Raw genomic sequence first — 24039 nt, 5'->3', positions numbered from 1 at the left:
CTTATTGGGCCAGCAAGGCGCTCGCGGTACCCGCGAGAGCTGCGTCGTAATGTTGGATCAGGGCGCTTACGGCACCGGCGGTCGCATTGAAGACCGGGGCCGGGTAGACGCCGAAGAAGATGGTGAGCGCGGCAAGCGGATAAAGGATCAGCTTTTCACGCGGGCTGAGGTCGAGGAGAGCCTTGAGGCTTTCCTTGTCCAGCGCGCCGAAGATCACCTTGCGGTAGAGCCACAGCGCATAGGCCGCCGAAAGAATGACGCCCGTGGTCGCGAACAGCGCAACCCAGGTATTGGCCCGGAACACGCCAAACAGCGTCAGGAACTCGCCGATGAAGCCGGAAGTGCCCGGCAGGCCGACATTCGCCATCGTGAAGATCATGAACGCAACCGCATATTTCGGCATATTGTTGACCAGACCGCCGAAAGCCGCAATTTCGCGGGTATGCATGCGGTCATAGATCACGCCGACGCAGAGGAACAGCGCCGCCGACACGATACCGTGCGACAGCATCTGGTAGATCGCGCCCTGCACGCCCTGCTCGTTGGCCGCGAAAATACCCATGGTCACATAGGCCATGTGCGCGACGGACGAATAGGCGATCAGCTTCTTCATGTCCTCCTGCACCATGGCGACGAGCGACGTGTAGATGATCGCAACCACCGAGAGCGTGAAGATGAAAGGAGCGAAATCGGCGGAAGCCAGCGGGAACATCGGCAGCGAGAAGCGCAGGAAGCCGTAGCCGCCGAGCTTCAGGAGAATACCGGCCAGAATGACCGAGCCTGCCGTCGGCGCTTCGACGTGCGCGTCGGGGAGCCAGGTGTGGACGGGCCACATCGGCATCTTGACCGCGAAGGACGCGAAGAAGGCCAGCCATAGCCATGTCTGCATCGAAGCCGGGAAGTCGTGCTTCAAAAGCTCGACGACGTCCATCGTTCCGGCCTGCCAGTACATGGCCATGATGGCGATGAGCATCAGCACCGAACCCAGAAGCGTATAGAGGAAGAACTTCAGGCTCGCATAGACGCGGCGCTTGCCGCCCCACACGCCGATGATGATGAACATCGGGATAAGGCTTGCTTCGAAGAATACGTAGAACAGGAACAGGTCGAGCGCGCAGAACACGCCGATCATCAGCGTTTCCAGGATAAGGAACGCGATCATGTATTCCTTGACGCGCTTTTCCACCGATACCCAGCTTGCGAGAATGCAGAAAGGCATCAGGAAAGCGGACAGCACCACGAACAGGACGGAGATACCATCCACGCCCATATGGTAGCTGATACCGCCGCCCATCCATCCGGCCTGCTCGACCATCTGGAAACCGGGGTTCGAATTATCGAACCCGGCCCATATGACGAGCGACAGGATAAAGACGAACACCGTCGTCAGAAGCGCGACGTTGCGGATGTTGCGACGCGAAGCCTCGCTGTCGTCCTTGATCAGAAGGATCAGTAACGCGCCGACGAGCGGCAGAAACGTGACCGTTGAGAGAATTGGCCAGTCGGTCATCAGAAAGAGCTCCCGAGCATCATCCAGGTGACGAGCGCGGCGACGCCGATCAGCATCGCGAATGCGTAATGATAAAGGTAACCGGACTGCATCTTGACGACGCGGTTGGTAACGTCAAGCACGCGGGCCGAGACGCCATCCGGGCCGAAGCCGTCAATGAGCCATCCATCGCCCCCCTTCCAGAACAGGCGGCCGATCCAGCGAGCCGGACGTACGAAGATGAAATCGTACAGCTCGTCGAAATACCACTTGTTGAGAAGGAACTGGTACAGGCCACGGTGACGTGCGGCCAGCGCCTTCGGCGTTTCCGGCGAGCGGATGTAGAAGATCCAGGCGACGATGAAGCCGAGAACCATCGCAATGAACGGCGACAGCTTAATCCACAGAGGAACGTGGTGGTATTCCTCAAGGATTTCGTTCGCAGCCGAGGTGAACAGCGCGCCCTTCCAGAATTCGGCATATTCATGGCCGAAGAAGAGTTCCTTGAACAGCACACCGGCGAGGATCGCGCCAACGCCGAGGATCATCAGCGGAACGAACATGACGGGGGGCGATTCATGGACGTGATGCATGACTTCCGCCGAAGCGCGCGGCTTGCCGTGGAAGGTCATGAAAATCAGGCGCCAGGAATAGAAGCTCGTGAAGAGCGCGGCAACGATGAGGAGCGTCGAGGCATAGCCGCTTGCCGCGCTGTGCGAGGCGAAGACGGATTCGATGATCGCATCCTTGGAGAAGAAACCGGCCGTACCGATGACGGTGCCCGGAATGCCCAGACCCGTGATGGCGACGGTACCGATGACCATCATCCAGTAGGTGATGGGGATCAGCTTGCGCAGGCCGCCCATGCGGCGCATGTCCTGTTCTTCCGAAACGGAGTGGATGACCGAACCGGCGCAGAGGAACAGAAGCGCCTTGAAGAAAGCGTGCGTGAACAGGTGGAACACGGCGGCGCCGTATGCGCCGACACCGAGGGCGGCGAACATATAGCCGAGCTGCGAACAGGTCGAATATGCGATCACGCGCTTGATGTCGTTTTGCACAAGGGCGACCGTCGCCGCGAAGAAAGCGGTGGTGGCGCCGATGATCGTGACGATCAGAAGAGCCGTGTGCGAGAGTTCGAAGATCGGCGACATGCGTGCGACCATGAACACGCCAGCCGTCACCATGGTGGCGGCGTGAATGAGAGCCGAAACCGGCGTCGGGCCTTCCATGGCGTCCGGCAGCCAGGTGTGCAGCAGAAACTGCGCCGACTTGCCCATCGCGCCCATGAAGAGCAGCAGGCAGGTGATCGTGATCGCGCCCTGCTTGTCGAGCTGGTAGCCGAGGAAGTTCAGCACGACCTGATTGGCATCGGCCGCGCCTTCAGCGGGAAGATAATTGGCCGCGGCGGCAAAGATCGTGTTGTAGTCGACCGACTGGAACAGCGCGAACAGGCCGAAGATACCGAGCAGGAAGCCGAAGTCGCCGACACGGTTGACGACGAACGCCTTCATGGCGGCGGCGTTGGCCGATGGCTTCTTGAACCAGAAACCGATCAGGAGATAGGAAGCCAGACCCACGCCCTCCCAGCCGAAGAACATCTGGACCAGATTGTCCGACGTCACCAGCATGAGCATCGCGAAGGTGAAGAGCGACAGATAGGCGAAAAAGCGCGGACGATGCGGATCGTGGTGCATATATCCGATCGAATAGATATGCACGAGAGCCGAAACCGTATTGACCACCACCAGCATGACGCCGGTAAGCGTGTCGATGCGCAGCGCCCAGTCGAAGGAAAGCGTACCGGACGTCACCCAGTGCAGCACCGGGATGCGGACGGTTTCGGCTTCGTGGCCAAGCGGTATCTGGAAGAAGACGATCCAGGAGAAGATCGCGACGACGACCATGAAGCCGGAAGTGATGTATTCGCTCGCCTTGGCTCCGATCTGATTGCCGAAAAGACCGGCGATCAGGAAGCCGAGAAGCGGAAGGAAGACGATCGCGTAGTAGAGCATTTGCCCGTCAACCTTTCATAACATTGACGTCTTCCACCGCGATGGAGCCGCGATTACGGAAGAAAACAACGAGGATTGCCAGACCGATGGCAGCTTCCGCTGCCGCGACGGTGAGAACGAAAAGGGCGAAGACCTGCCCGACCATGTCGCCGAGCTGGCTGGAAAACGCCACGAAGTTGAGATTGACCGAAAGCAGGATCAATTCGATCGACATCAGGATGACGATGACGTTCTTGCGGTTGAGAAAGATGCCGAAGACGCCAAGCGTGAACAGGATGGCCGAAACGGTCAGATAGTGGGCGATACCGATTTCCATATGCTTATCCTCAGATGCCTTTGCCCGTTTCGACTTTTCTGATCTCGACCGCCGTTTCGGGCGTACGAGCAACCTGGGCCGGAATGGACTGGCGCTTGACATTCGGCTTGTGCCGCAGCGTCAGAACGATGGCGCCGATCATCGCGACCAGAAGGACGAGACCGGCAACCTGGAAGTAGAAGACATAGTCGGTGTAAAGGATGTCACCGAGAGCGGCGGTATTGGTCCGCTCGGCAATATCGGGGATCGGCACCGCGCCCTGCCCCAGCTTCGGCGTGAACATGCGGCTTGCGAAGACGAAGACCAGTTCGCCAAGCAGGATCAGCCCGACCAGAGCGCCGACCGGCGCGTATTGCAACGCGCCGCGCTTCAATTCCGCAAAATCCACATCCAGCATCATGACCACGAAGAGGAAGAGAACCGCCACCGCGCCGACGTAAACGACGAGCAGGATCATGGCGAGGAACTCGGCCCCGGTCAGCAGGAACAATGCAGCCGCATTGAAGAATGTGAGGATCAGAAACAGCACCGAATGCACGGGGTTGCGCGCCGCGATCACCATGAACGCCGATGCGATCATGATGAAAGCGAACAGATAGAAGAACGCTGCCGCAATACCTGTCAGCATGGGGATCCCCCAACACCTTTCCGTGAGCAAAGCCCTATTGCTTCGCCCGCTTTATTCAAACTTATGTTCAGGCATTGGATCAAAAAGACTTTTCCAATCCAATACTCTTTAACTTATCAGCGATACGGCGCATCCATCGCGATGTTGCGCGCGATTTCGCGTTCCCAGCGGTCGCCATTGGCGAGGAGCTTTTCCTTGTCGTAGTAAAGCTCCTCACGCGTCTCGGTCGAGAATTCGAAATTCGGACCTTCGACGATCGCATCCACCGGACAGGCTTCCTGACAGAAGCCGCAATAGATGCACTTCACCATGTCGATGTCGTAACGCACCGTGCGGCGCGTGCCGTCATTGCGGCGCGGACCGGCCTCGATGGTGATGGCCTGCGCCGGGCAGATCGCCTCGCAAAGCTTGCAGGCGATGCAGCGTTCTTCACCGTTGGGATAACGGCGCAGCGCGTGTTCACCACGAAAGCGCGGGGAGACAGGACCCTTTTCATGCGGGTAGTTCAGCGTCGCCTTGGGCGCGAAGAACTGGCGCATGGAGAGAAAGAACGCGCCGACGAATTCCTTCAGCAGGAGCGATTTGGCTGCTTGAGCAAGTGAAGCCATGATGATTACTCCTTACGCCAGACCGAAGACTTTGAGGAAGGTCGCGGTTGCGACAACCATGAAGAGCGAGATCGGCAGGAAAACCTTCCAGCCAAGGCGCATAAGCTGGTCGTAGCGGTAACGCGGAACGAAAGCCTTCACCATTGCGAAGAGGAAGAAGCAGAAGCAAAGCTTCAGCATGAACCAGATGATGCCCGGAACCCAGTTGAGGATCGCGATATCCACCGGAGGCAGCCAGCCGCCAAGGAACAGGATCGTCATCAGGGCGCACATCAGCGTGATCGCCACATATTCGCCAAGGAAGAACAGAAGGAACGGCGTGGACGAATATTCGATCATGTGACCGGCCACGAGTTCGGATTCCGCTTCGACAAGATCGAAAGGCGGGCGGTTGGTTTCGGCGAGCGCCGAAATGAAGAAGATCACGAACATCGGCAGCAGGCAGAGCCAGTTCCAGTCAAGGAACGAACCGGGCAGGCCAAGCTTGGTGCCGAGGCCGGTATTCTGCGACAGGACGATATCGGTCAGGTTCAGCGAACCGGCGGTCAGAAGCACCGTGACGATCACGAAGCCGATGGAGACTTCGTAAGACACCATCTGCGCTGCCGAGCGAAGCGCGCCGAGGAACGGATACTTCGAGTTCGACGCCCAGCCGCCCATGATCACGCCGTAAACTTCGAGCGACGAAATGGCGAATATATAGAGAATGCCGACATTGATGTTGGCAATCGCCCAGCCTTCATTGACCGGAATGACCGCCCAGGTCGCCAGCGCCAGCACGGCGGAAACGAACGGCGCCAGAAGAAACACGCCCTTGTTGGCACCCGACGGGATGATCGGTTCCTTGAATACGAACTTGAACAGGTCGGCGAAGGCCTGGAACAGACCCCACGGGCCGACCACGTTCGGGCCGCGGCGAAGCTGCACAGCCGCCCAGATCTTGCGATCCGCATAAAGCAGGTATGCAACCACGATCAGCAATACGACGAGCAGAACGACCGACTTCAGCGCCATGATCAGCGCTGGCAAGACGTAAGCTGCAAAAATTCCTTCCATTGTTCCGTCTCTCTCTCGCTTACTCAGCCGCCTGTTGGAAGCCGCCGGCCGCAAGCGCCGAACATTCGGCCATGACGGCGGAAGCGCGCGCGATTGGGTTCGTCAGGTAGAAGTCCTTCACGGGCGAGACGAAAGCGTCCTTGCCCGGATTGGATGCCTTGCCCGCCAGCGCGACGAGATCGTCGGCGGAAGCAGGCGTGATTGCGTCGATGGCCAGCATATGCGGATAGTCCGCATAGAGCCTGGCGCGAAGCTGTTGCAGGCTATCGAATGGCAGGCGCTTGCCGAGACTGTCGGAAAGAGCGCGCAGGATCGCCCAGTCCTCCTTCGCCTCGCCCGGCGCGAAACCGGCACGATTGCCAAGTTGCACACGGCCTTCGGTGTTGAGCCAGGTGCCCGACTTTTCGGTATAGGTTGCGCCCGGCAGGATAACGTCGGCGGCATGTGCACCGGCATCGCCATGCGTGCCGATATAAACGACGAAGCTCGAACCCTTCGTGCCCATGTCGAGTTCATCGGCGCCGAGCAGGAACACGACGTCGAGATTGCCCAGCATGTCGCGAGCCGCCTTGCCGCCCTCACCCGGCACGAAGCCGAGATCCAGAGCGCCGACGCGCGAAGCGGCAGTATGCAGGACCGAGAAGCCGTTCCAGCCGTCCTTGATCGCCCCGACATCCTGCGCGAGCTTCGCGGCGGTCGAAAGCACGGCACTGCCATTCTCACCGACAAGCGCGCCCTGACCGATGATGATCAGCGGACGTTCAGCCTTGGCCAGCACGTCGCGGAATGCGTTCTTGCCAGCGGCAACGGCGGCGAGCGTGTCTGCGCCAGCGCCGAGATATTCATAGTTATAACGCAGTTCGGCCTGTTCGCCGATCAGCGCGACCGGGAAATTACCCATGCGCTGACGCTTGCGAATGCGCGCGTTCAGGACGGCTGCTTCGACGCGCGGATTGGAGCCGATGATGAGCAGGGCATCAGCGTTTTCAATGCCTTCGATCGTCGCGTTAAAGAGATAGCTTGCGCGGCCCAGTGCGGGGTTGAGTGCAGCGCCATCCTGACGACCGTCGATATTGGCGGAGCCGAGCGAGTCCATGAGACCCTTCAGCGCGTAGATTTCCTCGACCGAAGCCAGATCGCCTGCAACAGCGCCGATCTTGTCGGCGGACGCTGCCGAAACGGCTGCCGCAATCGCGGAGAAGGCTTCCGGCCAGTTGGCCGCGACAAGACGACCGTTCTTGCGAATATAAGGCCGGTCGAGGCGCTGCGTGCGCAGGCCGTCCCAGATGAAGCGGGTCTTGTCGGAAATCCATTCCTCGTTCACCGCTTCGTTGACACGCGGCATGACGCGCATCACTTCACGGCCACGCGTATCGACGCGGATATTGGAGCCGACCGCATCCATCACATCGATGGTTTCGGTCTTGTTCAACTCCCACGGACGCGCCTGAAACGCATAAGGACGCGAGGTCAGAGCGCCAACCGGGCAAAGGTCGATGACATTGCCCTGCAATTCAGACGTCATGGCGCGTTCGAGATAGGTGGTGATCTCGGCATCTTCGCCGCGACCGATCAGGCCCAGCTCCGAAATACCTGCCACTTCCGTCGTGAAGCGGACGCAGCGCGTGCAGTGAATGCAGCGCGTCATCACCGTCTTGACGAGCGGGCCGATATATTTGTTTTCGACGGCGCGCTTGTTCTCGCTATAGCGCGAACCGTCGGTGCCGAACGCCATGGCCTGATCCTGAAGATCGCATTCGCCACCCTGATCGCAGATCGGACAATCGAGCGGATGATTGATCAGCAGGAATTCCATCACGCCTTCGCGGGCCTTCTTGACCATCGGCGTGTTGGTGAAGATTTCCGGCGCTTCGCCATTCGGGCCGGGACGCAGATCGCGCACGCCCATGGCGCAGGATGCCGCCGGCTTCGGCGGTCCGCCCTTCACTTCAACCAGGCACATACGGCAGTTTCCGGCGATGGAAAGCCGTTCGTGGAAACAAAAACGCGGCACTTCCGCGCCCGCGGCTTCGGCAGCCTGAAGGAGCGTATAGTGATCGGGAACTTCGATCTCCGTGCCGTCAACCTTGATCTTTGCCATCGCTTGTCCAAACCTGCGGCTTAAGCCGCATCTTCCAGATCGTAAAACTTTGTCGCCTGCCCCGTCGGGCAGGCATCGCACAACTTATTCAGCCGCTTCCAGACGGATATTGCGGCTTTGAACGGCGTTGCGCGTATATTCATCGATACGCTTTTCAATTTCCGGGCGGAAATTGCGGATCAGGCCCTGAACCGGCCATGCAGCCGCGTCGCCCAGAGCGCAGATCGTATGACCCTCGATCTGCTTGGTGACGTCGAACAGCATGTCGATTTCACGCTTCTGCGCATTGCCCTTGACCATGCGTTCCATCACGCGCCACATCCAGCCCGTGCCTTCGCGGCATGGCGTGCACTGGCCGCAGCTTTCGTGCTTGAAGAAGGCCGACAGGCGCGCAATCGCCTTGATGATGTCGGTGGACTTGTCCATGACGATCAGGCCGCCGGTGCCGAACGACGATTTCTTGTCGCGCATACCGTCAAAGTCCATGATGGCATCCATCATGTCCTCAGCCTTGATGACCGGGCAGGACGCGCCGCCGGGAATGACCGCCAGAAGATTGTCGAAACCGCCCCGAATGCCGCCAGCGTGCTTTTCGATCAGGTCGCGGAAGGTGATGCCCAGCCCCTCTTCCACCACGCATGGCGTGTTCACATGACCGGAAATCTGGAACAGCTTGGTGCCGACATTGTTCGGGCGTCCGATGGACGAGAACCATGCGCCGCCGCGACGCAGGATCGTCGGCGCGACCGCAATCGATTCCACATTGTTGACGGTCGTGGGGCAGCCATAGAGGCCCATATTGGCCGGGAATGGCGGCTTGAGGCGCGGCTGGCCCTTCTTGCCTTCGAGGCTTTCGAGCAGAGCCGTTTCCTCGCCGCAGATATAGGCGCCCGCACCGTGATGCAGGATTATGTCCATATCCCAGCCGCACTTGTTGCCCTTGCCGAGCAGCCTGGCGTCGTAGCATTCATCGATGGCCGCTTGCAGCGCTTCACGCTCGCGCATGAATTCGCCACGCAGATAGATATAGGCCGTATGCGCGCCCATTGCACAACCGGCAATCACGCAGCCTTCGATCAGCGTATGCGGATCGTGGCGCAGGATTTCGCGGTCCTTGCAGGTGCCCGGCTCGGATTCGTCGGCATTGACGACGAGATAATGCGGACGACCATCGCTCTGCTTGGGCATGAACGACCATTTCAGGCCGGTCGGGAAGCCCGCGCCACCACGGCCACGCAGACCCGACGCCTTCATCTCGTCGATGATCCAGTCACGGCCCTTGTCGATAAAGCCCTTGGTATTGTCCCAATGGCCGCGCGACATCGCGCCCTTCAGCGAGCAATCCTTGAAGCCATAGATATTGGTGAAGATGCGATCTTTATCAGCCAGCATGTCTCACCTGTTTCCGTTCGTGTTTGCCAATATCGAAGTCATCATACCGGCTTCTTTCCGAATACCTTGATGTATTCCTCGACACCGCCCTTGGCCAATGCCTTGGCCTGCTTCACCCAGTCTTCACGGTCGATGCGGCCGTGGAAGCTCAGGTAATGGTCGACCCATTCGCGTTCGGCCTTCTTCCACACAGCAATCTGCTTGTAGGTGAAGATGCCAAGATCGTGCAGCGTCTTTTCGATTTTCGGTCCGACACCCGAAATAAGTTGCAGATCGTCAACCGCTTCCGGGCGCGCAATTGCAACCGGACGGTTCTTGTCGTCGAGCGAGACTGTCTGCTTCGCTGCTGCCGGAGCGGGTGTCTCCGCTTTGGGCGCAGGCGCGGCGGCAGGAGCAGCCGCGGCGGCTTCCGCCTTGGCCTTGGCTTCCGCTTCGGCCTTCGCCTTGGCAGCGGCGGCGTCCGATGCCTTGCGGGTCTCCAGACCGATCTTGCGATAGTCCAGATCTTCGGTCAGCGAGGTCAGGCCATTGGCCGGATTAGACGTTACGCGACCGCTCTGCGGACCCGGCTCGATCGTATCGCCCTTGCCTGCTTCGAAAGCGTCGATGATTTCGGCGAGGCGTTCCGGCGTCAGATCTTCATAGGCGTCCTTGAAAATCATGACCATCGGCGCATTGGCGCAAGCGCCCTGGCATTCCACCTCTTCCCACGACAGCGTGCCGTCGGCGTTCAGCTCGAACGGATCGTGGTGGATTTTGTGACGGCAGACATCCATCAGCGCTTCCGAACCGCGCAACATGCAGGGCGTGGTGCCGCAAACCTGAATGTGGGCACGGGTGCCGACCGGCTTCAACTGGAACTGCGTATAGAAGGTCGCGACTTCCAGAACGCGGATCAGCGGCATGTCGAGCATACCGGCAACGTGCTCGATGGCGGCTTTCGTGACCCATCCATCCTGCTCCTGCGCGCGCATGAGCAGCGGAATGACGGCCGACTGCTGGCGGCCTTCCGGGTATTTTGCAATCGTCTTGAGCGCCCAGGCCTGATTTTCCGCGTTGAATGCGAAAGCAGCCGGCTGGACGGCATCATCTGCGAGACGGCGAACGGACATCAGCGGTCAACCTCACCAAACACGATATCGAGCGAGCCAAGAATTGCCGACACGTCGGCCAGCATATGGCCGCGGCACAGGAAATCCATGGCCTGAAGATGGGCAAAGCCCGGAGCGCGCAGCTTGCAGCGATAAGGCTTGTTGGAGCCATCCGAAACGAGGAAGACGCCAAACTCGCCCTTCGGGGCTTCGACTGCCGCGTAAACTTCACCGGCGGGCACATGGTAGCCTTCCGTGTAAAGCTTGAAGTGATGGATGAGCGCTTCCATCGAGCGCTTCATCTCGCCGCGCTTCGGCGGCACGATCTTGTTGTCGGTATTGGAAACCGGACCGACACGCTCCTTGCCGAGCAGGAGATCGACGCATTGACGCATGATGCGCGCCGACTGGCGCATTTCTTCCATGCGGATCAGGTAACGGTCGTAGCAGTCGCCGTTCTTGCCGATCGGAATGTCGAATTCCATCTCGTTATAGCATTCATAGGGCTGCGACTTGCGCAGGTCCCATGCAGCACCCGAACCGCGCACCATGACGCCGGAGAAGCCCCACGCCCATGCGTCTTCCAGCTTCACGACGCCAATATCGACATTGCGCTGCTTGAAAATACGGTTCGGCGTGATGAGATCGTCGAGATTCTTCAGCGTGACCATGAACGGGTCGATCCACTTGCCTATATCTTCGACAAGCTGGTCGGGGATATCCTGATGGACGCCGCCCGGACGGAAATAGGCGGCGTGCATACGCGCGCCGCAGGCGCGTTCGTAAAACACCATCAGCTTTTCGCGTTCCTCGAAGCCCCAGAGCGGCGGCGTCAGCGCACCGACGTCCATGGCCTGCGTGGTGACATTGAGGAGATGGTTCAGGATACGGCCGATTTCCGAATAGAGAACGCGGATGAGCTGGCCGCGCTTCGGCACGTCGATGCCCAGCAGGCGCTCGACGGCCAGCGCATAGGCATGTTCCTGATTCATCGGCGCAACGTAATCGAGGCGGTCGAGATAAGGTACGGCCTGAAGATAGGTCTTGGCTTCCATCAGCTTTTCGGTGCCGCGATGCAGCAGACCGATATGCGGATCGACACGCTCGACGACTTCGCCGTCGAGTTCAAGCACCAGACGCAGCACACCATGCGCGGCAGGGTGCTGCGGACCGAAGTTGATATTGAAATTGCGGACCTGAGTCTCAGCCATGTTCAGCTTCCCGTCGCTCAGTTCGTCTTGGCTTTTTCATCGCCCGGCAGGACGTAATCCGTCCCTTCCCATGGCGAGAGAAAATCGAAATTGCGGAATTCCTGACGCAGTTCGACCGGCTGGTAGACAACGCGCTTCAGCTCGTCGCTGTAACGTACTTCCACATAACCCGTCGTCGGGAAATCCTTGCGCAGCGGATGGCCTTCGAAACCGTAATCGGTCAGGATACGGCGCAGATCCGGGTGGCCGGAGAACAGAATACCGTACATATCGTAGGCTTCGCGCTCGTACCATTCCGCACCGACATAGACGGGAACGGCGGAAGGCACCAGCGTGTCCTCATCCGCCTGGACCTTGACGCGAATGCGCAGGTTCTGGCGCGGAGACATAAGCTGGTAGACGACATCGAAACGCTTGGCGCGCTGCGGATAGTCGACGCCGGAAATATCCGTCAGATTGACGAACTGGCACTGCACATCGTCACGCAGGAAAGTCAGAACGCCGATGAGGTTCATCACGGGGACGGAAAGCGTCAGCTCGCCATAGGCCAGCCTCGCCTCATCGATCGCGTTACCGAGACGTTCCCCGATATAGCCGGAAAGTTCACCGAGAGCTTCTTCGCTCATGATCAAATGCCTCTCTGGCCTTAGCGTTCAATAGTACCGGTACGGCGGATTTTCTTCTGCAACAGAAGAATACCGTAAAGCAGCGCTTCGGCGGTCGGTGGGCAACCCGGAACATAGATGTCCACAGGCACCACGCGGTCACAGCCACGCACCACCGAATAGGAATAGTGGTAGTAGCCGCCGCCGTTGGCGCAGGAACCCATCGAGATCACATAACGCGGCTCCGGCATCTGGTCGTAGACCTTGCGAAGCGCCGGCGCCATCTTGTTGGTCAGCGTGCCTGCGACGATCATGACGTCGGACTGGCGTGGAGAGGCGCGCGGCGCGATGCCGAAACGTTCGGCGTCGTAGCGCGGCATGGAAATGTGCATCATTTCCACGGCGCAGCAGGCGAGGCCGAAAGTCATCCACATCAGCGAACCGGTGCGCGCCCAGGTGATCAGGGCGTCGGCGGAGGTGACGATGAACCCCTTGTCGGAAAGCTCGCCGTTCAGATCGTTGAAAAATGCATCGTCCGAACCGACGGGCTTGCCCGTACGCGGGTCGAGAATGCCCTTCGGCTGAGGAGCCACGAGTGTGGTGCTGCTGCCGGTCAATCCCATTCCAGCGCTCCCTTCTTCCATTCATAGATGAAGCCGATGGTCAGAACGCCAAGGAACACCATCATCGACAGGAAACCGAACCATCCGATTTCACCGAAGGACACGGCCCACGGGAAGAGGAAGGCGACCTCGAGGTCGAAGATGATGAAGAGAATCGACACAAGATAGAAGCGAATGTCGAACTTCATACGGGCGTCATCGAAGGCATTGAAGCCGCACTCGTAAGCGGAAAGCTTTTCCGGGTCGGGCTGTCTGTAAGCGACAAGGAACGGCGCAACCAGAAGGGCTACACCAATTACCATCGCAATGCCGAGAAAGATGACGATCGGCAGGTAGGAACTTAAAAGCTCGTTCATGGTCCTTTATCCGGCTTGAATACGAGGCTGCGCCGCCTGTCATAAGCTTTTTGAAGCTGACGACCATGCGACACATTGCATCTATTGCAACCCCGTCGCCCAAGCAGCTTCAAAAGGCGTACCGTGCGAACTAAGCGCTTTTCGCCGGGACGGTTATCGCAGCACGCGCGCAAGCGCAACCCCTCCGGCATTATCTATTGGGCAAAGACGAACCGAGATGCTTAACAAGACATGGCATCGAGCCCGCTTATCCCACCTAAACCCCGTATAACATGAAAGGATCATAATTTCGTGAGGAAAAGTCACATGCAATTTCCTGCCCGGCAATCGCTGAATGAATCAAGAACCTGGTGTGGTGGATTTGAAGTTCCCATCATTTGCCTGGCATCTGCGTTCAGGAACTTCAAATCCGTAAACCACACACTAGCACGGCAGTTGCATTCTTCGTGATGTAGGACTGCAAAGAGAAATTTTCCGCTCCGGCGGCGCCGCAAGCCCGAACAGAAGCACCGCGCCCGCCCCCTGCCCGCGATTCGACTTCCGTGAAAAATCCGTTCGCCGCTTCGTGCAAAGTTGGAATGGAAACGCCTCGAATATGCAAGGTGGCGCGAAGCCATGCCTTCAGATCCAGGCCGCACTCCTTATCATTGAGGCCGCAACCGGCCCAGACATGAAGGAGGTCACAGATGAGCCATTACCTGCTCGCCAGCGGCGACCTTCTTGTCATCGCGGCAATCATTCTTTCCGTGGCTTATCTGTCGTGGAAGCAGTTTTCCAAATAGCCGGACCGATGCGGATCGGCAGCCTGCTGCCCGCATTTGAGCGCTCGACACTGGATTGATGAAAACCTTCGGCGCCACTTTCGTGTCAACATGCATCTATCGATTTGTTGAGCGGAAAGTGGCGCGAGTGACGGGGCTCGAACCCGCGACCTCCGGCGTGACAGGCCGGCACTCTAACCAACTGAGCTACACCCGCGCATTTCTCGGCAACCTTTTGGGCTGCGTCGCACCGGCGTTTCCGTCCGGTGTGAGCGGTCGTTTAAGGTGTTCTCTGACCAGTGTCAAGCAGGTGTTTCGAGAAGAATTGCGATATTGGGAAATTCATGCACAGGCTGAGCCTGTGCGGGTTTCGGAGACATGGATCAGGTCAGGAAAAAGGCAAACGCGGCCAGCGCCACTTTCGTGTCAACGTTCATCTATCGATATGTTGAGAGGAAAGTGGCGCGAGTGACGGGGCTCGAACCCGCGACCTCCGGCGTGACAGGCCGGCACTCTAACCAACTGAGCTACACCCGCGCATTTCTCGGCAACCTTTTGGGCTGCGCCGCACCGGCGTTTCCGTCCGGTGTGAGCGGTCGTTTAAGAGGTTCTCGGACCAGTGTCAAGCAAGGGTCACGAAGAAAGGACAAGAATTTTCTCTTTTGTCACGGAACGCCCGTTTTCCGGGCATTTTCAATGACATCAAACTTATCCACAAGACCCGGCGGACGAGCGGAATCAGCGCCGACCGGCAAAAGCGTGGAATCGCCCTGCTTCAATCCGCTGCGCATGGCGAGATACCGGGTGAGAAAGTCCGTCGATAAATCAATTTGTAGGCACTTCGTACGGATTGAACTGTCCGGCTCAGCCTACGAAAGAACGCCCTCGTCCTTGATGGACGATCCACCAGCAGGAATGCCATAAGTTTTCCCGCGGCAATGCTGGCTTTGGCGCTTGCCCCAAAGGGTGGCTGAAGCTCGGATTTGACGATATTCAGATGGTCATCATAAAATGGCCGGAGGCGCTTCGGTATGTTGTAGTAGCCCTTTTCAGCCAATCGCTTGATAATATCGTCCGCCTTTTTGCCGGTAAAACCTCTTTCCCGCGCCATCTTGATAGAGGTTTCGGATGCGCCCGCCCTGCATCCTGACGGATGGCCGAACACTGTATATGGGGAGCCAGCCTGCACCGTTCCCAGATATTCTGAGCGACTGGCCACGAACCCGTCATCAAGATTCTTTTCATCCTCGTCAAAAGGCAAGACGGCCACCGCAGGCGAAAGCGCAATGATAAGGTCAGTCACCATCGACGGTCTATATTTCTCTGGCGATGGAAATTCATTTGTATCCGAATATCCAACCCCAACCAGTTTTTTCTGCATGAGGGGGCGCAGTGCAACAAGACTATCCATCGTCGCCCTTCCGGCGTGGATTGCATTACGATATGCCAGATAATGCCACTCTGACGCCCATTTATCTTTCGGGCTTATCCCAATCTCTTCCAGCCCCAACGATGCTTCACGAAATACAGCCTCATTGACTGAAACTTCTCCAATCCTCTTATGTCTTCTCAACAGAAGATCATCTAGCGACATCCACCCGTAATTGCCTTTGAGGAGATCTGCTCCACGCCCCCCTATAGAAAACCGAGATACATCAGGCTTGCTGATATTTGGCGTATGTAAAGGGTCATAAATTCCGGCATTGAATATGAACCAGGTCGCCATCTGATCAGAGGCCAAAGCATTGTTGATGCGGGCGTTATCGATAGAAACATTCGCTTCCGCGCACAGGCGTTCAACGGCTGACAAGTCCTTGGCCCAACGCCTATTCGTACGAACTGAAACGGATTTCTCGCTGCCGTTTTTTACAATGCCAGCCCATGCTACCCTGGAATCATGCCCGCCGGATAAGCCAATCGAAACCTCGGCGTCTTTCAGAGACGTTACCGTTGCGAGAAGGTCAGCTATCGCCTGAGCGCCCCCCCTGATGGCAGACCGATAATCACAGTTATCAAAAGAAAACAATGATCGAACGTCAATCTTCTCCATCCCTACTGAGAGTCTTTTCTCGCTCAGATTGACACGAACCGAAGTTCCCAGAGCGAGATAATTCACCCCCTCTATAAGAGTCCTTGGTCCCAACTGCTGAGAGTTAATCGATCCGAGTAAAGACCTCGATATTGCGACATCATCATTTAATTTACATGGAATTTTCAGATGGCGCCGAAGTTGAGACAGCATGAACAATGAATCTGAAAACGCGCATATCCCTTCTTCTTCGAAAAAAAGAATAGGTATCTGGCGGAATACGTCAGTGCCTATGCATAGATTATCGCCGTCAATCGAGACACGTATATAACTACCTTCTAAATTACTATTGTATTTTGGCCAATGTATAGATTCCGCTGTTTCATATATGACCCTGCGGTTTTCGATATCCAATGCACAACCGCGAAAGATATCATAACCCCCATATACCCTGACGTCGCCACGCTTAAATGACGGGTCGTCAGGGAAAAATTCATCCAAACTATTCCACAGGGATGGTTTGGCTATAACTGTCAGAAAATTACTCATAAACATGCCCCCAATATTTACACGTGGTAAACCGGGGCGTGTTTTCTGTCAATTAATTCAACCGCTCAAATACTGGCAGTTCAACCGGAAATGTTTGTAGGTCAGGCTGCTCGCACTGGCTAACCTTTACGCTGCCTGGTTCATTGAGTGCGTAGTCGAAACCCGATCGCGCCATGAGACGAAAGCTCATACTCTCGTTGTCCATTCCGGGAGGCAGATCAGATTGGGAATGAAATATCCCGCACCTGCAAATATGGTGCATGGAAAACCCAAAAAGTAATTGATATTCAATATCTTTAACAGGGAATGGTGGGCGATGAGAGACTCGAACTCCCGACATCTTCGGTGTAAACGAAGCGCTCTACCAACTGAGCTAATCGCCCGACTGTAGGCCGGCTGCTTGGCCAAGTCGTGAGAGCCGTTTAGGCAATTCGGACGGGGAGCGCAAGTGGAAAAGTTTCGATTTTCCAGCTTTCTTGCGCTTTTTTACAGGCGGTCAGAAAGCATCCGACATGGAAGTGCCCTGTCCAAGCTTGTCCAAACGCGTCACCCCGCGAGACGCTCCGGCGAACGCAGGATGGAAGCGCCGCCCACCGCCTGCACGGCGAGGCTGCCATATTCGATACCGGCTGCAAGCGCCCGATGAGCGTCGTGACCTTCGAGCCAGGAATCGATGAAGCCGGCATTGAAGGCGTCGCCCGCTCCCGTCGTATCGATGACCGGCACGTCCTTTGCCGCCATATGGATATCGGCATCGGCGGTGCGCAGCCACGCGCCCTCGCCGCCCCCCTTCAGCGCGACGACAGGGAAATGGCCTGCGAGCGCATCGAGCGCCTTGGCCGGATCGCCATGGCCGGTGATGGCTTGCGCTTCCTCACGGTTGGGAAGGAATATATCGACACCCTCGCAGGCGGAGAGAAGACCGGAATCGTAGATCAGCGTCTCGTCCCAGCTCGGATCGAGCGAGACGGACAGGCCAGCCGCCTTCGCCTGCCGCACGAGATCAGGGATTTCGTGCAGCGTGGCGAATTCAGCAATGTGCAGATGCCTTGCATCCTTCCATTGAAGAGCGGCGGAAAGAGTGGCGGGTAGCGCTGAACCTGCACGGCGCGACAGAAATGCGCGGTCGTTGCCGATCACGCTTGCCACCGTCACCTGCGGTCCGGCATCGTCGGTGCGCTCCAGAAAGCGCAGATCGACGCCATCGATCCTGAGATCAGGCTCGATCCCGCGCGACAGGCCGTCGAAACCGAGCCGCGCGACTAGCGCCACCGCCCTGCCCGCATGGGCAAGATGCGCGGCGGAAATGAAAGCACCGCCGCCCGCCGCCATCGTCATGCTTTCGGCAAAAACCTCACGCCCCGGCTGAGGCAGCGATTGCAGGCCGGTGAAGATGAGGTCGCAGTAAACCCGCCCGATGCTGAGGACAGCAGGGCGCTTGAATTGTTGCGGCATCATAGGCGGCCCAGGCTCTTCTCGGTCTTGGCATCGAAGAGATAGAGGCTTCCGGCAGGCGCGGAGACGGCAAGCGTGCCGCCCGCTGCCGGAATGACCTTGCCGGGCGCCGTTGCAATCACCGATACGCCGTTGACGTCCAGATGGACCAGCGTTTCCGCGCCGAGCGGCTCCACCGCCGTCACCGTGCCGGTAAGCGACAGGCAGGCGGGCGTGCCTTCCCCGACCTTGAGGTCGTGCGGACGAACGCCGACGAGAATATCGCCCTCCGGCACAAGCTCCACGCCCGCGCCGCTGCGACGGCCCGCAATGAGGTTCATCGACGGACTGCCGATGAAACGTGCCGTAAACACATCCGTCGGGTGCTCGTAAAGTTCGGTCGGCGTGCCTGTCTGGAGAATGCGGCCATCGCGCATGACGACGATGCGGTCGGCCATGGTCATGGCTTCGACCTGATCGTGGGTCACATACACGGTCGTCGTCTTGAGACGTTGATGCAAGCGCTTAATTTCAATGCGCATTTGCGCACGCAACTGCGCATCCAGATTGGACAAAGGCTCATCGAACAGGAAGGCGGACGGATTGCGCACCATGGCGCGGCCAATGGCGACGCGCTGGCGCTGGCCACCGGACAACGCCGCCGGGCGACGGTCGAGATAGGGTTCGAGGCCGAGCGCCTTGCCGGTTTCCTCGATCCGCCTGTCCTTCTCGGCTTTCGACAGTTTCGACGTGTAAAGTCCGAAACCGATATTCTGGCGCACTGTCATATGCGGATAGATCGCATAATTCTGGAACACCATGGCGATGTTGCGCTGCTTCGGATCGCGCTCATTGACGATTTCGCCGCCGATCCTGAGATTGCCGCCGGAAATATCCTCAAGACCGGCGATCATGCGCAAGGTGGTTGACTTGCCGCAGCCGGAAGGTCCAACGAAGACGACGAATTCACCGTCCTCGATCTGGAGATCGATTGCCCGGACCGCCTCGACCTTGCCATAGCGCTTGACCAGCTTTTCAAGTTCGATGGTTGCCATCAGCGTGCCTCCACAAGTGCACTGAATTTTTCGTTGAGCTCGCGGGTGGCCTGTGCCTCGTCGGAGGCATGTTGGCGCGCAAGGGCGTTGAAGCGGTCGGCTTCCGCCTCATGCCGTGCAAGGGCCGCATCCATTGCGGCAGGTGCCGGACCGCCGAGACGGTCGCGCACGGTCACGAAATGTTGCGGCGATACCAGTTCCTCGAATTGCTCGCGCCCGAAGGACGGCTCGCGCCCGGCAGATTCGCGGAAAGCTTCGAGGAAAGGCTCGAAACCGTCGCTCGAAAGCCCGCCGCCCATGGCGACGACAGCACGCGCAACCCTGGCCGCGATTTCGTGCGCCTGCCGGAAGGAGAGATTTTCGATCAGCACCAGCGAATCCGCCAGTTCGGTGATCGTGATGCAGGATCGTCGGATGTTTTCTGCCACACGCGCCGGATCGATGCGGATCGCGCCGATGAAAGCGGCCAGAAGATCGAGTACGCGACCAGCGGAGGCAAATGCCTCATAGCCCATCTGTTGGGTTTCGCCCTCGCTGTCATTCATGTCGGTAAAGGGCGTATTGTGCATCACATCCAGTACCGTGCGGGCGCGCCCCATGGTCTGGCTCGCCAGATGGCGCATATGCTCGACAGGGACCGGATTGCGCTTCTGCGGCATGATCGAGGAAATCTGCACGAAGGCGTTCGGCACATAGATCTGGCCGACCTCGAAACTGGTCCAGAACTGGAAATCCTGAATGAGACGTCCCAGATGCACGAACATCAGTTCCAGCGCCGAATAGGTGGAGGTGACGTAATCAACCGCCGCGATGCAGCTATAGGAATTGGACAAGGGGGCGGCAAAGCCCAGCAGGCTGGCGACCCGTGCGCGATCGATCGGAAAGCCTGAGGTGGTGATGGCCGCCGCCCCCATGGGTGACAGGTTGACGATGGCGCGCGCGGCTTCCATCCGCTCCATGTCGCGGATGAGAACCTCAATTGCCGCCGAAAGATAATGGCCGAAGGTCGAAGGCTGCGCCGGCTGGCCGTGCGTATAGGCGACGATGAGCGTCTCCTTTTCACGTGTCGCAGCGGCGATCACGCTATCCAGCAGATTGCGCGCCTGCGCCATCAGCGCGTCGATGCGGGCTTTCAGGCCAAGCTTGAACAGCGTGTGGTCGATGTCGTTACGCGAACGCGCCGTGTGAAGCCGACCGGCGGTGTCGGCACCAATACGTGCTTTCAGCTCCTTTTCGATGAGGAAGAAGAAGTCCTCCACCTCGCCGGTATAGGTGAGCTGCGACGGGTCGATTTCCTTGTCGATGGCTTCCAGCGCACCGGCGATGGCCGATGCCTGCTCGCGGTCCAGAATGCCGGTTTCGGTCAGCATGACGAGATGCGCGCGGTCGATGCGGCGAAAGCCGTCGACATGGTGGGTTCTGGCGCCGTCGAAAAGCGGGCGAAGCACGGTTTCCTTGTAAACCGGATCGGGAAAGACGCTTTTATCGGACAGCCGTGGATCGAGATCGGACATGGTTCAACCCTTGAGGCCAGCAAGCATGACACCGCGCACGATGTAACGCTGGAGAAGAAGAAAGACGACGAGCGTGGGAAGCGTGGCGATTGCCGCGCCGGTCATGATCATTTCCCACTGGATGGACTGTTCTACGGCAAAGCTCGAAAGCCCGACCGGCAGCGTGTAAAGCTCCGGGCTGGTGGCGACGATCAGCGGCCAGAAGAAGGCGGTCCAGTTGCCGAGGAAAGTGAAGATCGCAAGCGCCGAGAGAGCGGGCGTCACCAGCGGCATGGCCACCTTCCACCATATCTGGAATTCGTTGAGGCCATCCACGCGGGCCGCTTCCAGAAAGTCGTTGGGAACGCCTTCGAAGAACTGCTTCATGAGAAAGGTGCCGAAGGCCGTCATCATGCCGGGGAACATGATGCCCCAATAGCTGTCCAGCCAGCCGAGCTTGCTCGACATCAGATACCACGGGATCACCAGCATTTCGGTGGGGATCATCAGCGTGGACAAAATGGCGAGGAAGATGAAATAGCGCCCACGAAACCGGAATTTCGCCAACGTATAGCCGACGAGGCTGTCGAAGAAGACATTCGACAGCGTGACCACGACCGCGACGATCATGGAATTCAGGAACCAGCGGATAAAGCGGCCATCGGCAAGGATGGTGACATAGTTCTGCAATGTCGGCTCCGCCGGGATCAGGCGCAGGTCGTAGACCTGCCCCGCCGTCTTGAGCGAGGTGGAGAACATGAAGGCCAACGGCGTGACCATGATGAGGCCGCCGATGAAAAGCAGCGTCCATATCATAATGCGGCCGGGCCGCAGGTTCTGGAAGGGAAGCGATTTCGTTTGAGCGGACGCTGTCATTTCTTTTCCCTCAGGATCCAGAGCTGCAACAGCGACACGCAAAGCAGGATGGTGAAGAGGACGACGGTTTGCGCAGCCGCATAGCCCATCGCATAGGAGGAGAAGGCCGTCTGATAGATCATCAGCACCAGCGGCTTGGTGGAGCCGAGCGGTCCGCCGGGATCGTTCGTGGTCATGTTGTAGACCTGATCGAAGATGCGCAGAAAGCCGATGGAGGAAAAGACGACAAGGAAGACCGTGGTAGGCTTCAGAAGCGGGATCGTGATCTTGCGCAGGATGGCCCATTCGCCGAGGCCGTCGATGCGCGCGGCTTCATAGAAAGTATTGGGAACAGCGCGCAGGCCCGCCATGAAGATGATGATCTGGAAACCGAGACCGGCCCAGATCGATGTCGCCATGATCGCATAAAGACCCTGATCGACCGAGCGCAGAAAACCCTGCTGCGGAAGCCCCAGCGCGCTCAATATATTATTGATGAAGCCGATGGGCGCGGGCTGGTAGAACCAGCGCCAGACCCAAGCCATGGCGGCTGCCGTGGTGAGATAGGGCAGGAAATAAAGCGCGCGGATGAAACCGTGCATGATGCGCACGCGATCCAGAAACCAGGCAATCGTAAAGGCGACCACAAGGCTGATCGGCGTACCGACCAGCAGATAGGTAAAGGTGTTCTTGAAAACTTTCCAGAATTCGGGATCGGCGAACAGCTTCTGGTAATTGGCGAGGCCGATGAATTTCGGCGGGTTCATCAGGTCCCAGTCGGTGAGAGACAGCCAGAAAGCCTCTATCGTCGGATAAAAACGGATGACCGAATAGAACAGGATCGGGAGAGCCAGAAAGCTCCACACCCAGATCAGCCGTCTTGTGCGCATGGAAAGGCGATCCGTCAGGCGGTTGCCCGAAGGCCCCTTCCCCGTGCCGCCTGTTTCAGCCGTCCCGGCTTCTACAGTCCCGGCTTCTACAGTCATTGTCATGTTTCAGAATCCTTCGGCCACGGATGAGCCGCGCCGCGAGAAGAGCGGCGAGGCCCCGCCCCCGCCGCATTTCAAGCCTGTTACTTCGCTGCCCTGTTACTTGGCCGCGTCCAGCACATCCTGCTCGGCCTTGGCCGCCTGGTCGAGAGATTCCTTGATCGGCTGCTTTTCGAGAATGACGCGGTTGACCATATCGACGGCGATCTGGCGCTGCTTCAGTTCATCCACGAACATGGTCGTGTGCGCATATTCCAGACCTTTCAGGAACGGGCCATAGACCGGATCGGCAAGGTTCGCTTCAGTCAAGGCCGCAGAGCGGCGCGCAGGCAGTTCGCCCACCTCCTTCAGCCAGATTTCCATAGCTTCCGGCGAGGAAATGTAGTTCAGGAACTTCTTGGCAGCTTCCAGCTTTTCGCCGCTCGATTTGGCGCTGATGCCGTTGGCGAAATAGCTCGCATAGTTGGAGCGCACGCCTTCGGCATTGGCCGGAAGTTCGGTCACGCCCCATTCGAAGTCCTTGATGGTGCGGAACGAACCGAGGCGGAAAGTGCCGTCGATGGTCATGGCCGCCATGCCCGCACGGAAAGCCGCCTGCCCTTCGTCCATGAACTTGACTTCGCCGACCTTCTGCTCGGTCTGGAGGCCCGTATAGAAAGCAAGCGCCTTTTCACCGGCGGCGGCGTTATAGGCGACCTTGCGGTCATTGTCGGTATAGGGCTGGCCGCCGAACTGGCGCACCAGAACCTCGCGCCACCAATGCTGGTCCTGACCCGGCATGTCGAGCGTAATACCTTCGGCCAGAAGATTGCCGGAAGCGTCGCGCTTGGTCGTCTTCTTCGCGGCTTCGACCATTTCATCCAGCGTCTTCGGCGGATTGTTCGGGTCCAGACCCGCTTCCGTGAACAGCTTCTTGTTGTAGAACAGAGCCAGCGAACGCACGGCAGTCGGCAGGCCGTAATATTCGTCGCCGCGCTTCATCGCGGAAACGATGGGGAAGAATTCACCCTCGATCTTGTCATGCGGAAACGCATCCTGCGGCAGCGGCTGGAGAATGCCGCCAGCCACGAACTTGTCGAGCCAGCCATAGAAAAGCTGCATCACGTCCGGGCTCTTGCCCGCCATCTTCGCTGCGATCACGCGCGTCTGATAGTCGTCGTAAGGGAACGTAACCTGCTTGACCTTGATGTCCGGGTTGGCCTTCTCGAAATTCTCGATCAGCTTGTCCATCGCCTTGACGCGTGTCTCGAAGACATATTGCCAATATTCGATTTCGACAGCCTGTGCGGCGTTGATCGCAAAGGTGCTGAGACCTGCAACCAGACCTGCCAATAAAAGCTTGCGCATAAAACCTCCCTTTTGCCCCACCGGCTTTGCTGATGC

At 58.3% G+C, this 24039-nt stretch carries 20 protein-coding genes and 3 tRNA genes; all 23 read right to left on the bottom strand.

The genetic code is table 11. The annotated features are described in order from the left end of the window. Position 1 precedes the first annotated feature (1 nt). Positions 2-1510: an NADH-quinone oxidoreductase subunit M gene (locus FHS76_RS06810; protein ID WP_183649857.1), complete on the bottom strand. Its 1509-nt coding sequence runs from the start codon at positions 1508-1510 to the stop codon at positions 2-4. Further along, positions 1510-3504 (bottom strand): NADH-quinone oxidoreductase subunit L, encoded by a 1995-nt coding sequence (nuoL, locus tag FHS76_RS06805; RefSeq protein WP_183649854.1) that lies wholly within the window; start codon positions 3502-3504, stop codon positions 1510-1512. Before nuoL ends, FHS76_RS06810 begins: the two co-directional genes overlap by 1 nt. 7 nt (positions 3505-3511) lie before the next feature. After that, on the bottom strand, positions 3512-3820 hold the full coding sequence (gene nuoK / locus FHS76_RS06800) for an NADH-quinone oxidoreductase subunit NuoK (RefSeq protein ID WP_006466598.1): 309 nt from the start codon (positions 3818-3820) through the stop codon (positions 3512-3514). 10 nt (positions 3821-3830) lie between these two features. Continuing rightward, the gene (locus tag FHS76_RS06795) at positions 3831-4448 is read right to left on the bottom strand and encodes an NADH-quinone oxidoreductase subunit J (protein WP_183649852.1); all 618 of its coding nucleotides are present in this window, start codon (positions 4446-4448) and stop codon (positions 3831-3833) included. 116 nt (positions 4449-4564) lie between these two features. After that, positions 4565-5056 carry an NADH-quinone oxidoreductase subunit NuoI gene (gene nuoI / locus FHS76_RS06790; RefSeq protein ID WP_183649849.1) on the bottom strand — a complete coding sequence of 164 codons (492 nt, stop codon included), beginning with the start codon at positions 5054-5056 and terminating at the stop codon, positions 4565-4567. Between the two features lie 12 nt (positions 5057-5068). After that, a complete protein-coding gene (nuoH, locus tag FHS76_RS06785; RefSeq protein ID WP_183649846.1) occupies positions 5069-6112 on the bottom strand; it encodes an NADH-quinone oxidoreductase subunit NuoH in 1044 nt (347 codons plus the stop codon). Positions 6113-6131: 19 nt separating this feature from the next. Further along, positions 6132-8213, bottom strand: a complete 2082-nt coding sequence (gene nuoG, locus FHS76_RS06780) for an NADH-quinone oxidoreductase subunit NuoG (RefSeq protein ID WP_183649843.1) — start codon at positions 8211-8213, stop codon at positions 6132-6134. An 84-nt stretch (positions 8214-8297) separates the two neighbouring features. After that, on the bottom strand, positions 8298-9605 hold the full coding sequence (nuoF, locus tag FHS76_RS06775) for an NADH-quinone oxidoreductase subunit NuoF (protein WP_183649840.1): 1308 nt from the start codon (positions 9603-9605) through the stop codon (positions 8298-8300). 41 nt (positions 9606-9646) lie between these two features. Then, on the bottom strand, positions 9647-10717 hold the full coding sequence (nuoE, locus tag FHS76_RS06770) for an NADH-quinone oxidoreductase subunit NuoE (protein ID WP_183649835.1): 1071 nt from the start codon (positions 10715-10717) through the stop codon (positions 9647-9649). After that, complete coding sequence (locus FHS76_RS06765) at positions 10717-11907, bottom strand: NADH-quinone oxidoreductase subunit D (protein ID WP_183649832.1); 1191 nt, start codon at positions 11905-11907, stop codon at positions 10717-10719. Before FHS76_RS06765 ends, nuoE begins: the two co-directional genes overlap by 1 nt. A gap of 17 nt (positions 11908-11924) precedes the next feature. After that, entirely contained in the window at positions 11925-12533 is a 609-nt protein-coding gene (locus FHS76_RS06760) for an NADH-quinone oxidoreductase subunit C (RefSeq protein ID WP_183649829.1), read from the bottom strand. Positions 12534-12553: 20 nt separating this feature from the next. Then, the gene (locus tag FHS76_RS06755; protein WP_183649827.1) at positions 12554-13135 is read right to left on the bottom strand and encodes a NuoB/complex I 20 kDa subunit family protein; all 582 of its coding nucleotides are present in this window, start codon (positions 13133-13135) and stop codon (positions 12554-12556) included. Further along, positions 13126-13491, bottom strand: a complete 366-nt coding sequence (locus FHS76_RS06750) for an NADH-quinone oxidoreductase subunit A (protein WP_183649825.1) — start codon at positions 13489-13491, stop codon at positions 13126-13128. The genes FHS76_RS06755 and FHS76_RS06750 overlap by 10 nt, the downstream gene beginning before the upstream one ends. A 901-nt stretch (positions 13492-14392) precedes the next feature. Then, positions 14393-14469, bottom strand: a tRNA-Asp gene (locus tag FHS76_RS06745). A gap of 243 nt (positions 14470-14712) precedes the next feature. After that, a tRNA-Asp gene (locus FHS76_RS06740) sits at positions 14713-14789 on the bottom strand. A gap of 238 nt (positions 14790-15027) precedes the next feature. Next, positions 15028-16830: a hypothetical protein gene (locus tag FHS76_RS06735; protein ID WP_183649823.1), complete on the bottom strand. Its 1803-nt coding sequence runs from the start codon at positions 16828-16830 to the stop codon at positions 15028-15030. A 307-nt stretch (positions 16831-17137) separates the two neighbouring features. Continuing rightward, positions 17138-17213, bottom strand: a tRNA-Val gene (locus FHS76_RS06730). A 163-nt stretch (positions 17214-17376) separates the two neighbouring features. Beyond that, positions 17377-18288, bottom strand: coding sequence for a carbohydrate kinase family protein (locus FHS76_RS06725; protein ID WP_183649821.1), 912 nt, complete (start codon positions 18286-18288; stop codon positions 17377-17379). After that, positions 18285-19319: an ABC transporter ATP-binding protein gene (locus tag FHS76_RS06720; protein ID WP_183649819.1), complete on the bottom strand. Its 1035-nt coding sequence runs from the start codon at positions 19317-19319 to the stop codon at positions 18285-18287. Before FHS76_RS06720 ends, FHS76_RS06725 begins: the two co-directional genes overlap by 4 nt. Beyond that, entirely contained in the window at positions 19319-20833 is a 1515-nt protein-coding gene (argH, locus tag FHS76_RS06715; protein WP_183649818.1) for an argininosuccinate lyase, read from the bottom strand. The genes FHS76_RS06720 and argH overlap by 1 nt, the downstream gene beginning before the upstream one ends. 3 nt (positions 20834-20836) lie before the next feature. Then, a complete protein-coding gene (locus FHS76_RS06710) occupies positions 20837-21688 on the bottom strand; it encodes a carbohydrate ABC transporter permease (protein WP_183649816.1) in 852 nt (283 codons plus the stop codon). Further along, complete coding sequence (locus tag FHS76_RS06705; protein ID WP_328700456.1) at positions 21685-22557, bottom strand: carbohydrate ABC transporter permease; 873 nt, start codon at positions 22555-22557, stop codon at positions 21685-21687. The genes FHS76_RS06710 and FHS76_RS06705 overlap by 4 nt, the downstream gene beginning before the upstream one ends. 198 nt (positions 22558-22755) lie before the next feature. Next, positions 22756-24003: an extracellular solute-binding protein gene (locus FHS76_RS06700; protein ID WP_183650162.1), complete on the bottom strand. Its 1248-nt coding sequence runs from the start codon at positions 24001-24003 to the stop codon at positions 22756-22758. Positions 24004-24039: the final 36 nt, after the last annotated feature.

Source organism: Brucella daejeonensis (genome assembly GCF_014199265.1).
Lineage (GTDB): Bacteria > Pseudomonadota > Alphaproteobacteria > Rhizobiales > Rhizobiaceae > Brucella > Brucella daejeonensis.
Note: the sequence above shows the minus strand (reverse complement) of the source record. Positions and strands in the feature narration are given on the sequence as shown.